The sequence below is a fragment of the Bradyrhizobium zhengyangense genome (assembly GCF_022012435.1).
GTDB classification, from domain to species: Bacteria; Pseudomonadota; Alphaproteobacteria; order Rhizobiales; family Xanthobacteraceae; genus Bradyrhizobium; species Bradyrhizobium zhengyangense.
Genome location: NZ_JAKLUA010000001.1, coordinates 1638621 through 1651477, shown reverse-complemented (window position 1 = coordinate 1651477; position 12857 = coordinate 1638621). Strand labels below are relative to the sequence as shown.

Below are 12857 nucleotides of genomic sequence, written 5' to 3'. Positions count from 1 at the left end.
TCTATGACAGTGGCGGCAATCGAGCGCAGGACGTGCTCTATCGCTTCGTCTCGCCGAACACCACGGTTGGCACGGCGCGGTTGACGACCTCGCGCAGTGCGAAGCTCGATTGCACCCGCGCGACGCGCGGCAGGCGCGACAGCTCTGTGCGATGGATGCGCTCGAAATCCTGGATGTCGCGGGCGAGCACGATCAGGATGTAGTCGTCGGTGCCCGACATCAGGAAGCAACGCACAACGGAAGGGCACTTCACCACCTCCGCCTCGAACGCCTTCAGCGCCTCGTCGCTCTGGCTCTCTAGCGCGATGCGGACCAGCACCGTCGTGGTGAGGCCGAACTGGGTAAGGTCGAGCGCGGCCTGATAGGCCTGGATGTAGCCGTCATCCTCCAGCGCCTTCTGCCGTCGCGCCAGCGCTGTGCTTGACAGGCCCACCTTGTTGGCAAGCTCGGTGTGGCTGGCGCGCGCATTGGTCGTGAGTTCCGCGAGAATGGCGAGGTCTTTGCGGTCGAGGGCCAAGGTTTCGTTTCCGGCGTGAATGGGCACTTCCGCGACCGAAACCGGCGCGGGAAGGTCCAAGCTAGCGGATATTTGCACGAAACCAAACCGGCCACCTCGCTACGATCTCAAAAGGAATCAAAAGGAGGCCAGCAGGATGCGTGTCGGTGTGCCCAAGGAGATCAAGGTGCAGGAATATCGCGTCGGGCTCACCCCGGGCGCCGTCCGCGAATATATCGCAGCCGGGCACCAGGTGACGGTCGAGACCGGCGCCGGCAGTGGCATCGGCGCGTCCGATGAGGTGTACCAGCGGGCAGGGGCCTCCATTGCGGCGAGCGCAAGCGACATCTTCGCCAAGTCCGAGATGATCGTGAAGGTGAAGGAGCCGCAGAAGGGCGAATGGGCCCAGCTCCGCGAAGGCCAGATCCTGTTCACTTATCTCCACCTCGCGCCGGATCCGGAACAGGCCAAGGGCTTGCTCGCCTCCGGTTGCACTGCGATCGCCTATGAAACCGTCACCGACGCGGCCGGCCACCTCCCCCTGCTCGCGCCGATGAGCGAAGTCGCCGGCCGCCTCGCAATCGAGGCCGCCGGCGCCGCGCTCAAGCGGTCGGCCGGCGGTCGTGGCCTGCTGCTTGGCGGCGTGCCCGGCGTGCAGCCGGCGCGCGCGGTCGTGCTGGGCGGCGGCGTGGTGGGAACGCAGTCCGCACGGATGGCTGCAGGCCTCGGAGCCGAAGTCACGGTAATCGACCGCTCGATTCCACGCTTACGCGAGCTCGACGATCTCTTCGCCGGACGTGTGCGCACGCGCTTCTCGACGATCGAGTCCGTCGAAGAGGAAGTGTTCAGCGCCGACGTCGTAATCGGCGCGGTGCTGGTACCGGGCGCGAGCGCGCCGAAGCTCGTGACGCGCGCGATGCTGAAATCGATGCGGCCGGGCGCGGTGCTGGTCGACGTCGCGATCGACCAGGGCGGCTGTTTCGAGACTTCGCATGCGACGACGCACGCGGAGCCGACTTATGAGGTCGACGGCGTCGTGCACTATTGCGTGGCCAACATGCCAGGCGCGGTGCCGGTGACGTCGAGCCAGGCCCTGAACAATGCGACACTGCCGTTCGGCCTTATGCTGGCGAACAAGGGCTTTGCCGCGGTGCTGGAAAATCCGCATTTGCGCAACGGGCTGAACGTGCATCGCGGCCGTATCACCAACAAGGCGGTCGCGGAAAGCCTCGGGCTGGAATTTGCGCCGGTGGGAAGCGGGCTCGCGGCGTAGAGCCGCGACCCTACGCTTTCGTCAGTCTGTACTGCCGTATGTCCGGATCGTGTGTCATGCGCCAGTAGTCCACGAACCGCCACGGCATCGCCGAGAACACGCGTCCGCTTGCGTTGCGGTAGTAGGTGCTCATGCCTGGATGGGTCCAGATCATTGCCTCGTGCTCGGCATCGACCTTGCTGACATAGTCGTCGAGTACCTCGCGGCGGACGTCCATCGCGGCGAGGTCGTTCTCGATCATCTTGACGAGGCAAGCCGAGATGTAGCGACTCTGGCATTCCGATTGGAAGATGACGCTGCCGCCATGCGCCGGGCCGGAATTGGGCCCGAGCATGCAGAAGAAGTTGGGAAAATCGGGCACGGTGAGGCCGAGAAACGCGGTCGGGTTGTCGTTGGCCCAGGCCTGGCGCAAATTTTTGCCGTCGCGGCCGGTGATATTAAGGCGCGCCGCCATCTCCGTCACCTTGAAACCCGTGGCGACCACGATGGTGTCGGCGGGACGGTGCGTGCCGTCAACAGTGACAATGCCGCTTTCGTCTATGTGGTCGATCGCATCGGTGACCAGCTCGACATTGTCTCGCGCCAACGTCTTGAACCAGTTGTTGTCGAGCAGGATGCGCTTGCCATAGGGCGGATAGGTCGGCACGCATTTTGCGATCAGGTCGGGCCGGTCCTTCAGCTCTGACAGGATGAAGTCGGTCAGCTCCTGACGGTGCCGGTCGTTGCCCTTGTTGACGGCGCGCTCCGGATGCGGCCAGGCCGGGTCCTTGCGCAGGAACGGCAGCAGGCCGTCGCCGTAGCGCCAGAACATGTTGAAGCGGTACCATTGAACGTAGAACGGCAGATGTGCGAGCAGCCAGCGTGCGCCTTCGGTGATCGGATCGGCATAGCCCTTCACCGGCCGCGCCCATTGCGCGCTGCGCTGGTAAACCGTGACCGAGGCGACGCGGTCAGCGATCGTCGGCACCAGCTGCATCGACGTCGCGCCTGTGCCGATCACAGCAACATGCTTGCTGTCGAGGTTGATGTTATCGGACCATAGCGCCGAATGCAGGATCGTTCCCTTGAACTCTTCCTCGCCTTTGAAGTGCACGCGGGAGGGATCGTTGAGTTGGCCGATGGCCGAGACGAGCGCGGTGGATTCGAAGGTTTCTTCGCCGTTGCTTGTCTTGAGCGTCGAGATCCAGCGCCGCTTGTTGTCATCCCAGCGCGATGTCGTCAGCTCAGTGTTGACGCGCAGATGCTCGCGGATGCCGTATTCATCGGCGACTTTCAGGAGATAGCCGAGCAGCTCCTCGCGCTGGCAGAAATAGCGCGTCCAGGCACTGCCTGAGCCGAACGAGTAGGAATAGGAGTGGTTCGGCGTATCGACGCCGCAGCCGGGATAGCGGTTGATCCACCAGGTGCCGCCCAGCTCGGCATTCTTCTCGACGATGGTGTAGGGGATGCCGAGATGGCCGAGCGCCACTCCCAGCGCGATGGCGCAGACCCCGGCGCCGACGACCAGCACATGCTGCGCCGTGAGCTTTTCGTCCGCTGGCCGCTTGGTCCATCGGGCCTCGCGCGACACGAAGCCCATCTCCTCGCGCATCAGCGGCGCATATTCTGGCGCGACGTTCTCGCCGAGACAGGCACGCATCATCTTGAGCAGCATCTCTTCGCCGGGATCAGTGATGACGGGTGTGGGCGTGCCGTCGGCAAAGAGCGCGACCACGGCGGCGCGGATCTCGTCCTGGATCTCCCGGGGGACGCCAGCCTCGGGATCGGGGATCAAGCGGATGTCGCGCTTGGGCAGGTACGGCGGTCCGAGCCAGCGCTCGTCCCCGGTCATGTGCACCAGCACCATGAGGAGGCAGCGGATGTCGGCTTCCGCAATGGCCGAGGCAAGGTCGAGGGGCTTGCGGGGAGACTCGATGTTCATCGTCTTCTTCTGATCTCCGGCGATCCAGCAACGGACCTGCGGGCGACGGCAGGCTAGTCGACACGGATGGAATCGTCCACGCGGCCGACCTCGGGGCCCCGGCTCCGGTGCCCAAATAGGGCGAAAGAAGAAAACTATTGCCGCAGGATGGTCCGGCGGAAGGAGTTTCCCCTCAAGGGGTCAAAAACGCCAATCGCTTCCATTGCCGTTTTGGGCCGAAACGACGACATTCCATCCAGAAATTGGTGGATTGACGGCCATGGAACGCACTGGATTCGAGCCCTTCGGCGAGCAACTGGTGTCCGCAACGGACAGCCAGCCGCAGTCCCGCGCGTCAAAGCTGCTGCTGCGGGCCGGCACGGGTGTGTTCTGGACGCTGGTCGCAGGCATCGTGCTTGCGCGTGCGGCGTTCTTCGAGCCCGGCGTCTATGACAGCTTCAGCCACGTGGCTTCGCTGGCCAAGAATCTGCTCTTCTAAGACCGACCTGTTGTTCTGAGCCAGATTATTCCACGTCGAGGATCAAACTTACCTCGGCCCTGATATGTCGAAAACTTATTCCCCAACCGAGCAGTGCTGCGTATAAATCTTTCTCCTCAGGGAGAGATTTGTGTCGCAGAATCAAGCATCCAGCCCGGCCGACGCCAAGCCGACCACTGCCGCTAGCCGCGTCGTCGCGCTGATTCCCGGCATTCTCCTGTGCATCGCCGTGGCGGGTGTCTCGGCCCTGTTGGAGCGGGCCGAACTCGGCGTCTTCGAGCACCCCTATGTCGAGGCCCTGGTGATGGCAATCCTGCTGGGGATGGCCCTGCGCAGTTTCTGGAAGCCGGCGCCGCGCTGGCAGACCGGCATCGCTTTCAGCGCCAAGCAGCTGCTTGAAGTCGCCGTCATGCTGCTCGGCGCCTCCATCAGCTTTGCCGCCATCGCGGCCTCCGGCATCGCGCTGCTCGCCTCGATCGCCGCAGTCGTGGTGATCGCGCTCTGCGTCTCCTTCGGTCTGAGCCGCATGCTCGGGCTGTCGACCCGGCTGTCGATCCTGATTGCCTGCGGCAATTCCATCTGCGGCAATTCCGCGATCGCCGCGGTTGCGCCGATCATCGGCGCCAACAGCGACGAGATCGCATCCTCGATTTCCTTTACCGCCATCCTCGGCGTGATGATGGTGCTCGGCCTGCCGCTGCTGATCCCGTTGCTGCAGCTCACCGCCACGCAGTACGGCATTCTCGCAGGGCTAACCGTCTATGCCGTGCCACAGGTGCTCGCGGCGACGGTGCCGGCCGGCCTGATCTCCACGCAGATCGGCACGCTGGTCAAACTGATGCGCGTGCTGATGCTCGGTCCCGTGGTCGTCGGCCTCTCGCTCGTCGCCTCGCGCTGGCAGACCGGCGCCAAGAAGACCAATGTCGGCTTCTTCCGCCTCGTCCCCTGGTTCATCCTCGGCTTCCTTGCGTTGGCGACATTGCGCTCGCTCGAGATCGTGCCGGCCACGGTGGTGGGACCGGTGACGAAGATCACGAGCTTTTTGACGGTGGTGTCGATGGCTGCGCTTGGCCTCGGCGTCGATGTGAAAGTGCTCGCCAATGTCGGCGGCCGGGTGACGGCCGCGGTGACGCTGTCGCTGATGCTGCTGCTCGGCATCAGCATCGCGCTGGTGCACTGGTTCAAGTGATCAAGGCGACACTGCCGTAGGGTGGGCAAAGGCGCGAAAGCGCCGTGCCCACGATCGGTTCTGATTGAGAAAGGTGGTGGGCACGCTCCGCTTTGCCCACCCTACGAAACCGTCATTTCCGCAGGCAGGTCGAGCTAAATCAAATCACATCCGCCAGCGAATGGCCGTGCAGCTCGATGTTGAGCCCCTGCATACCCAGGTCGTTGATCTCGCCGCCCATCGCCTTCAGGCTCTCCTCGCGGATCAGCGACATCAGTCCGCGACGCAGCGCCAGGAATTCCGACGACATCATCATCGATTGCTGCCGCGGCCGTTCCAGCGGGATCGGGATCTCCGCCTTGATCGAGCCCGGGCGCGCGGTCATGCAGTAGACGCGATCCGACAGGAAGATCGCCTCGTCGATGTCGTGGGTGACGAACAGCACCGAGATCTTCAGGCGCTGCCACATATTGGTGAGGATCTGCTGCATGATGACCCGGGTCTGCGCGTCGAGCGCGCCGAAGGGCTCGTCGAGCAGCAGCACCTTCGGCCCCGTGGCGAGCGCGCGGACGATGCCGACGCGCTGCTTCATGCCGCCGGAGAGTTTCTCCGGATAATGCTTTTCGAAGGCTTCGAGGCCTGCGAGTCCGAGCAGCGTGCGCGCCGCCCGTTCGCGCTGCGAGCGCGCCATGCCGCGCATCTTCAGGCCAAACTCGACATTCTCCCGCACCGTCTTCCAGGGAAACAGCGAGTATTGCTGAAACACCATGCCGCGCTCGGCGCTGGGGCCGTTCACGCGCTCGCCGTCGACGGTGACGATGCCCGTGGTGGGTTTGAGGAAGCCCGCGACTGCATTGAGCAGCGTCGATTTTCCGCAGCCTGAAGGGCCGACGATCGAGACGAATTCGCCGGGATTCACATGGATCTGCGTATCCGTGACGGCCTGAACCGGCCCCTCGATGCTGTCATAGCTGAGGGAGAAATTTCTGACCTCGATATGGCCCTTCGGTTTGCTCGCAAGCATCTCGCTCATCTCGTCGACCTCCACGGCATCACCAGATGTCCCGCGCCCCGGATCAGCAGGCTCGAGCCGAGACCAAGCACGCCGATCGCGATCATGCCGAGCGCGATGTCGGCGTACTGAACCAGCGAATAGGCCTCCCAGGTAAAATAGCCGATGCCGTACTGGCCCGAGATCATCTCGGCCGCAATCAGCGATACCCAGGCGACGCCCATGCCGATGGTAAGGCCGGTGAAGATGTGCGGCAGCGAGGCCGGAAAATACACCTCGCGAAAGATCGAGCGCTCGCGCGCGCCGAGACATTGCGCCGCGCGGACCAGCACCGGATCGACCAGCGACATTCCGTGCAGCGTATTGACCAGGATCGGGAAGAACGAGCCGAGGAAGGTGATGAAGACGATGCTCTGCTCGTTGGTTGGCCACAGCATGATCGCCATTGGCACCCAAGCGATCGCCGGGATTGGCCGCAGCACTTCGGCCACAGGGAAGATGATCTCGTGGACCAACTTGAAGCGGCCCATGATCAGGCCGAGCGGCACGCCGACAACAGCGGCGAGCGAAAAGCCGATGAAGATGCGCCGGCAGCTCAGCACGATGTGCATCAGGAATCTAGGATCGTGGATCGCCTTGGCGAAGCTCGCATAGACCGCGAGCGGCGAAGGCACGTTCGTGAAGCGCACGAAGAACACGACGCGATAGGTCGTGAGCAGGTGCCAGACCAGCAGGAAGGTAATCAGCGAGATCACGCCGATCGCGGTCGCACGCAGGCGGCCCTGGTTCAGCCGGTACCAGCGCAATGTAAGCGTGCCGAAAGAGGGCGGTGTGACCGGGGGTGTGACGGCGGGCGCAGGGCCCGCCTCGGCGATGGCTGTTGCCGGCATGCTGTCCTCGGGATGTCTGACGAGGGCGGGACTGCTCACGTCTTGCCTCCGCTGACGGCCGCCTTCACCGCGTCGTCGAAACCCAGCACTTTGCCGCTGATCTTGGCGGCATAAGCCTCCGCGTCCTTCTTCAGCAGGAACGGCGCGACGTCGCCATTGCCGACTGCGAAGAAGGCCTGGTCGGCGAACAGCTTGATGCCGCGGGTGGTGTCGAAGACGTAAGCAACGTTGATCTTCTTGCCTTTGGCCTTGAAGTCGGCATAGGCGCCAAGCGTGCAGGCGGCGGACGAGAACGGCAGGATGCCGGCCTCATCCACCCAGACCTCGCCGGCCTTGCGCGGATCGGTGATCGGCTTCTTGCAAAAGCTGTCTTCACCGGAGATTTCGTAATTCTTGGTGCTGGCAAGCTGCGCGTCATAGTCGAGCTTCATCTCGGCATAGGCCTTGCGGATGTAGCTGTCATCGACCCACTTCTTCGGATCGAACTCCTTCATGCGCCCGAGCTTCTGGAGTACCTTGACGTCGGTCGCGGCCGCATCGATCAGAGCCGGCTTGATCGTTGGGTCGGTGGTCATGTTGCCGCCCGGCCCGAGGAAGATGTAGACGACTTCCTTGTTGATGCCGGTCCATTCCTGGATCTTCTCGGCCGCGAGCTTGGGATCGTCGCGCAGCCACTGGTTGGCGGCGATCAGCGCCTTGAAGTAGGCGACCACGACCTCGGGATATTTCTCCGCAAAGTCGGTTCGCACGACGACGCCGTGCCAGGTCGGCAGATTGGTTTCGACGCCGTCGAAGATCTTGCGCGCGAAGCCGCGGAAGGGCAGGAGCTCGGCGAACGGGACGAAGTCGGCGTGCGCGTCGATCTTCTTTTCCTGGAGATTGGTGGAGCCGACCTCAGGGCTCTGGCTGACGAGCTGGAAGAAGTCGGAGCCGTATCCGCGGTCCTGCATCGCTTTCAGCACCATGCCGTGCGCGGCAGAGCCGAACGGCACGCTGACCAGCTTGCCCTTGAGATCGGCGAGTTCGTAGTAGGGCGAGTCCTTGTGGACGACGATGCCGTTGCCGGAGCCTTCGAGGCTGTAGGCGGCGACGCCGACCAATCGGCTCTTGCTCTCCGGATTGCTCTCGAAGGTGAAGCCGTTCACGATCAGCGGATAGTCGCCCATCATGCCGATCTGAAGCTTGTTGGCCATCATCGCGTTGGTGACGGGCGGGCCGGACGTGAAGTTCTGCCATTCCAGCTCGAACTTGATGTTTGAATATTTGCCGTCCTTCGGCAGATATTTTTCGAGCAGATGAAGCTGCCGGATCACGACGCCGGCGGTCACCGTGTTGGTGGTGGTATCCTGCGTTCCGATGCCGAGGGTGACGGTTTCCGCCGAGGCCGGATGCGCAGTTAAGAGCGCAAGCGACGTCACCGACATCGCGATTGAGAGTGTGGGAAGATGGCGGGCCATTCTCATCCTCATTCGGTTGGATGTGCTGTGGTTGCCATGATTGGGTGAGGGCATCGGCTGGGCAAACCCGGAATGAGCACCGCAGTCGATTAGTTGCCGGGAAAAGTTGATTGCATACTCCTTGGGCAGTCCTGCACTATAAAGCCGCTTGCCTGTGCACCGGCCTTGCTCCCAAATTCCCTCAGTCGGATGCGTGGCCCCGCATTTCCTCCAGTACGTCGGTCCGGCAGACCACGATCTGCGAGCGCTTGGTCAGGACGATTCCCTTTTCCTGCATCCGCTTCAGGCTGATCGTGACCCATTGTCTGGTGGCACCGACCATGTGGGCAATGTCGGCATGGGTGAACGCCGCGGCAATCACCCGGCCGTCGACATCCTCGACGCCATAGAGCTCGACGAGGTGCAGCAGCAGATGTGCGAGGCGCTGCGTGATCGAGCGCGTTCCCAGCATCTGCGCCAGCGCCGAATAGCATTTGCCCTTGAAGGTGAGGCCCTCGATCAGCCCAATCGCAAGGCTTGGGATCTCTGAGGCAAGGGACCGCAGTTCCTTTCCGGGAAGGTGCACGACGCTGCAATTGCTGGACGCGACGCCGGACCATTGGTGCACGGTGCCCTCGAACACTTCGGGCCCGCCGACGAAATTGCCGACATGCCAGTAGGCCAGTGTGATCTCACGCCCGAGCGGGGAGGTGTAGAACACGCGGATCCGACCGCTTTCGATCAGCCAGATGCCGTCATGCTTGCCGCCCTGACTGAACAGCGTCTGGCCGCGGTTGAGCACCTTTCGCCGGCCCTGCTTTAGCACCAGCTCCCGCTCTCGGGGGCTGAGCTTGTCCATCAGCGGCGGCGGCCCGCCGATCCATTGCTGGTTCTCGGTCAGCAGCAGCGAGGAACTGCCCGCAGGCCGAACTGCCGGGGGGGCGGTCCCGCGCACTGCACTTGCCGCCTGCAACATTATCTGCCTCCGGAACGTTCAAATCGTTCTAAAGAGGAGCAATGTCCGTGCCAGATGCGGGCAAACGGGCGCTTACCGCCCGGCCAGGCTCAGCAGATAGGGTTTTGGGTAAATCCCCCTGTTGTGCCCATCCGAAAACGAGATGTTCAGCCCGTAGCCGAGATCGCCGATCTCGGTGATCGCGATCCCCGGAAACGCGTCCGGGAAGCGACCGTCGAAGCGGGCGCGGGTGCAGTGGGCGCATTTGCAGGAGAGGCGGAGTGCCTCGGCGGGCACGCTGAGCGCATCGTCCTGCGCGGTGCGGACGAGGAGCGTCGCGAGATCGGCGCTTGCTTCATAGTCGGCCACGGTCGGTACCACCAGGGTCATGGTCATGACGAACCTCCGACTTCGTTCTACACGCGCGGGCGCGCGCGAATAGCAACTAATTGCCGGCGCGTACGGGACCGCGTGCCTGATCTTCGATCACCACTCGCGAAATGTGAAACTAATCGACCGGGAGTTTCACTTCCGAATTGCCGGACTCTGCTCTCTCCGAGAACCTGTGCGCAATCACGAAGGAGAGACCATGAGCGCATTTCAGAAGGAAACGGTTTTGTCGGTCCGGCACTGGACCGAGTCACTATTCAGTTTCACCGCAACGCGTGATCCCGGCTTCCGTTTCCAGAATGGCCAGTTCGCGATGATCGGGCTGGAAGTCGAGGGCAAGCCGTTGATGCGGGCCTACAGCATGGCCAGCGCCAATCACGAAGAGGCGCTCGAATTCTTCTCGATCAAGGTGCAGGACGGTCCGCTGACCTCGCGCCTCCAGAAGATCAGGGAAGGCGACGTCATCCTGGTCGGCCGCAAAGCGACGGGTACGCTGATCACCGGCAACCTCATCCCGGGAAAGCGCCTGCTGCTGCTCTCGACCGGCACGGGCCTTGCGCCCTTCGCCAGCCTGATCAAGGATCCAGATGTCTACGAGAACTACGAGACTATCGTACTCGCCCATGGCTGCCGCCAGGTCTCCGAGCTTGCTTACGGCGAGCACGTCGTCGACGGCCTGCGCAGTCACGAATTATTCGGGCCGCTGATCCGCGACAAGCTCGTCTATTACCCGACCGTCACCCGCGAGCCGTTCCGCAATCGCGGCCGCATCACCGACCTGATCGCGTCCAACCAGCTGTTCGACGATCTCGGGCTAACAGGCCTCGATATCGAGACCGACCGCATCATGCTGTGCGGCAGCCCGGCGATGCTTGAGGAACTTCCCGCGATGTTTACCGCGCGCGGCTTCGTTGAGGGCAATCACAGCCAGCCCGGCCATTTCGTGATCGAAAAGGCCTTCGTCGAGCGCTGAGGCGCAAATCGCGTCCCGGCGACAACTAATTGCTATCGCCGGACGACCAGCTGAACAAATCTGACGCAAAGGCGCCGGACACCGGCGAACCAGGAGCAAGTGATGGCACTAGATCAGATCGTCGACGGACTTTCCGAGGTTTCCTGCGACGTGCTGGTCATCGGCGGCGGCACGGCCGGCCCGATGGCGGCGCTGAAGGCGAAGCTGAAGAACCCGAAGGCCAATGTCGTCCTGCTCGAAAAGGCCAACGTCAAGCGCTCCGGCGCAATCTCGATGGGCATGGACGGGCTGAACAACGCGGTCATCCCCGGCTATGCGACGCCGGAGCAGTACACCAAGGAAATTACGATCGCCAATGACGGCATCGTTGACCAGAAGGCGGTCTATAAATACGCGCAAAACTGCTACAAGATCATTGAGGAGCTCGACAGTTTCGGCATCCGCTTCCTGAAGAACGAGAACGGCGACTATGCCGTCAAGAAGGTGCATCACATCGGCACCTATGTTCTGCCGATGCCGAACGGCGAGACCGTGAAGAAGGCGCTCTATCGCCAGCTCCGCCGCGCGCGTATCCTGATCTCCAACCGCTACATGGCGACGCGGCTGCTGAAATCGTCCGATGGTCGCATCGCCGGCGCGATCTCCGTCAACACCCGCACTGCCGAGATCCTCGTCATCAAGGCCAAGGCCGTGATCCTCTGTATGGGCGCCGCCGGTCGCCTCGGCCTGCCGACCTCCGGCTACATGTTCGGCACCTACGAGAACGCCGCCAATTCCGGTGACGGCTATTCCATGGCCTATCACGCCGGCGCTGCGCTCGCGAACCTCGAATGCTACCAGATCAACCCGTTGATCAAGGACTATAACGGCCCGGCCTGCGCCTATGTCGCCGGTCCCTTCGGCGCCTTCACCGCGAACAACGAGGGCGCGCGATTCATCGAATGCGATTACTGGTCCGGCCAGATGATGCTGGAATTCTACAACGAGCTCCTGTCCGGCAAGGGGCCGGTTTTCCTCCAGCTCAAGCACCTCCATCCCGACACCATCTCGGAGATCGAATCCACGCTGCATAAGGTTGAGCGCCCCACGCGCGGCCTGTTCCAGCAGGGGCGCGGGGTCGATTATCGCAGCGAGTCGATCGAGATGCACATCTCCGAGATCGGCTTCTGCTCCGGCCACAGCGCCTCGGGCGTGTTCGTTGACGACAATGCGCGCACCACCGTCCCCGGCCTCTACGCCGCCGGCGACATGGCGAGCGTGCCGCACAATTACATGCTCGGCGCCTTCACCAACGGCTCGGTCGCCGGCATCGACGCGATGGAGTTCGCCGACAATCACAACTTTGCCGAGTTCGATGCCGCCGACGTCGCCAGGGAGCGCGACCGCGTGCTGGCACCGACCAAGCGCGAGGACGGCATTCCGCCAAACCAGGTCGAGTACAAGACCCGCCGCCTGGTGAATGATTATCTCCAACCGCCGAAAGTCACACGCAAATACGAGCTCGGCATGCGCCGCCTCGCAGAGACGCGGCAGGACATGCAGGAGCGTATGATCGCGCGCAACGCGCATGAGCTGCTCCGCGCGCTCGAAGTGCAGTCGATCATGGATTGCGCCGATATGGCCGTGCATGCCTCGCTCTATCGCGAGGAGAGCCGCTGGGGCCTCTATCACTGGCGCACTGATTTCCCGGAGAAGGACAACGAGAACTGGTTCTGCCACACGCTGCTGTCGAAGCAGAACGGCAAGATGACCAGCGAGAAGCGTGCGGTGGAGCCCTACGTCGTTCCGATCGCCGACGACGAGAAGGATCTCTACGATAAGCAGCGCATCCGCGCCACCGCCTGATCCACCGCACAAGAGCAACA

The 12857-nt window shown here is 62.9% G+C and carries 12 protein-coding genes; 5 read left to right on the top strand and 7 right to left on the bottom strand.

What is annotated here, in order from left to right:
- Nucleotides 1–37 precede the first annotated feature (37 nt).
- Nucleotides 38–517: an Lrp/AsnC family transcriptional regulator gene (locus L6637_RS07840; protein WP_237859201.1), complete on the bottom strand. Its 480-nt coding sequence runs from the start codon at nucleotides 515–517 to the stop codon at nucleotides 38–40.
- Between the two features lie 136 nt (nucleotides 518–653).
- Here L6637_RS07840 and ald point away from each other — a divergent pair, with 136 nt between their 5' ends.
- Nucleotides 654–1769, top strand: a complete 1116-nt coding sequence (gene ald / locus L6637_RS07835; protein ID WP_237859200.1) for an alanine dehydrogenase — start codon at nucleotides 654–656, stop codon at nucleotides 1767–1769.
- 10 nt (nucleotides 1770–1779) lie between these two features.
- Here the strand turns inward: ald and L6637_RS07830 are convergent, their stop codons facing one another.
- Nucleotides 1780–3690 carry a flavin-containing monooxygenase gene (locus L6637_RS07830; protein ID WP_237869865.1) on the bottom strand — a complete coding sequence of 637 codons (1911 nt, stop codon included), beginning with the start codon at nucleotides 3688–3690 and terminating at the stop codon, nucleotides 1780–1782.
- 259 nt (nucleotides 3691–3949) lie between these two features.
- Here L6637_RS07830 and L6637_RS07825 point away from each other — a divergent pair, with 259 nt between their 5' ends.
- Both L6637_RS07825 and L6637_RS07820 read left to right on the top strand, forming a co-directional pair.
- Nucleotides 3950–4168: a hypothetical protein gene (locus tag L6637_RS07825; protein WP_237859198.1), complete on the top strand. Its 219-nt coding sequence runs from the start codon at nucleotides 3950–3952 to the stop codon at nucleotides 4166–4168.
- 130 nt (nucleotides 4169–4298) lie between these two features.
- The gene (locus L6637_RS07820; RefSeq protein WP_237859197.1) at nucleotides 4299–5357 is read left to right on the top strand and encodes a YeiH family protein; all 1059 of its coding nucleotides are present in this window, start codon (nucleotides 4299–4301) and stop codon (nucleotides 5355–5357) included.
- A gap of 139 nt (nucleotides 5358–5496) precedes the next feature.
- On the opposite strand, the gene L6637_RS07815 is transcribed toward L6637_RS07820, so the two are convergent.
- From L6637_RS07815 to L6637_RS07795, 5 genes are all read right to left on the bottom strand, one after another.
- On the bottom strand, nucleotides 5497–6369 hold the full coding sequence (locus tag L6637_RS07815; RefSeq protein ID WP_237859196.1) for an ABC transporter ATP-binding protein: 873 nt from the start codon (nucleotides 6367–6369) through the stop codon (nucleotides 5497–5499).
- Entirely contained in the window at nucleotides 6366–7277 is a 912-nt protein-coding gene (locus L6637_RS07810; protein WP_237869863.1) for an ABC transporter permease, read from the bottom strand. Before L6637_RS07810 ends, L6637_RS07815 begins: the two co-directional genes overlap by 4 nt.
- A complete protein-coding gene (locus tag L6637_RS07805) occupies nucleotides 7274–8695 on the bottom strand; it encodes an ABC transporter substrate-binding protein (RefSeq protein ID WP_237869861.1) in 1422 nt (473 codons plus the stop codon). Before L6637_RS07805 ends, L6637_RS07810 begins: the two co-directional genes overlap by 4 nt.
- A gap of 181 nt (nucleotides 8696–8876) precedes the next feature.
- Nucleotides 8877–9650, bottom strand: coding sequence for a Crp/Fnr family transcriptional regulator (locus L6637_RS07800; protein WP_237869859.1), 774 nt, complete (start codon nucleotides 9648–9650; stop codon nucleotides 8877–8879).
- Nucleotides 9651–9722: 72 nt separating this feature from the next.
- Nucleotides 9723–10019, bottom strand: a complete 297-nt coding sequence (locus L6637_RS07795; protein WP_237859460.1) for a gamma-butyrobetaine hydroxylase-like domain-containing protein — start codon at nucleotides 10017–10019, stop codon at nucleotides 9723–9725.
- 199 nt (nucleotides 10020–10218) lie between these two features.
- Between L6637_RS07795 and L6637_RS07790 the strand changes: the two genes are divergently transcribed.
- Together L6637_RS07790 and L6637_RS07785 are read left to right on the top strand one after the other, a co-directional pair.
- Nucleotides 10219–10992: a ferredoxin--NADP reductase gene (locus tag L6637_RS07790; RefSeq protein ID WP_237869857.1), complete on the top strand. Its 774-nt coding sequence runs from the start codon at nucleotides 10219–10221 to the stop codon at nucleotides 10990–10992.
- 102 nt (nucleotides 10993–11094) lie between these two features.
- Entirely contained in the window at nucleotides 11095–12837 is a 1743-nt protein-coding gene (locus tag L6637_RS07785; RefSeq protein ID WP_237869855.1) for a fumarate reductase/succinate dehydrogenase flavoprotein subunit, read from the top strand.
- The last annotated feature ends 20 nt before the right edge of the window (nucleotides 12838–12857 follow it).

Excerpts from the sequence above, each read along its gene's own strand:
- L6637_RS07785 (WP_237869855.1), top strand. The coding sequence starts at position 11,095 with ATGGCACTAGATCAGATCGTCGACGGACTTTCCGAGGTTTCCTGCGAC.
- L6637_RS07790 (WP_237869857.1), top strand. The coding sequence starts at position 10,219 with ATGAGCGCATTTCAGAAGGAAACGGTTTTGTCGGTCCGGCACTGGACC.
- L6637_RS07830 (WP_237869865.1), bottom strand. The coding sequence starts at position 3,690 with ATGAACATCGAGTCTCCCCGCAAGCCCCTCGACCTTGCCTCGGCCATT.
- L6637_RS07795 (WP_237859460.1), bottom strand. The coding sequence starts at position 10,019 with ATGACCCTGGTGGTACCGACCGTGGCCGACTATGAAGCAAGCGCCGAT.
- ald (WP_237859200.1), top strand. The coding sequence starts at position 654 with ATGCGTGTCGGTGTGCCCAAGGAGATCAAGGTGCAGGAATATCGCGTC.
- L6637_RS07815 (WP_237859196.1), bottom strand. The coding sequence starts at position 6,369 with ATGAGCGAGATGCTTGCGAGCAAACCGAAGGGCCATATCGAGGTCAGA.
- L6637_RS07825 (WP_237859198.1), top strand. The coding sequence starts at position 3,950 with ATGGAACGCACTGGATTCGAGCCCTTCGGCGAGCAACTGGTGTCCGCA.
- L6637_RS07800 (WP_237869859.1), bottom strand. The coding sequence starts at position 9,650 with ATGTTGCAGGCGGCAAGTGCAGTGCGCGGGACCGCCCCCCCGGCAGTT.
- L6637_RS07805 (WP_237869861.1), bottom strand. The coding sequence starts at position 8,695 with ATGGCCCGCCATCTTCCCACACTCTCAATCGCGATGTCGGTGACGTCG.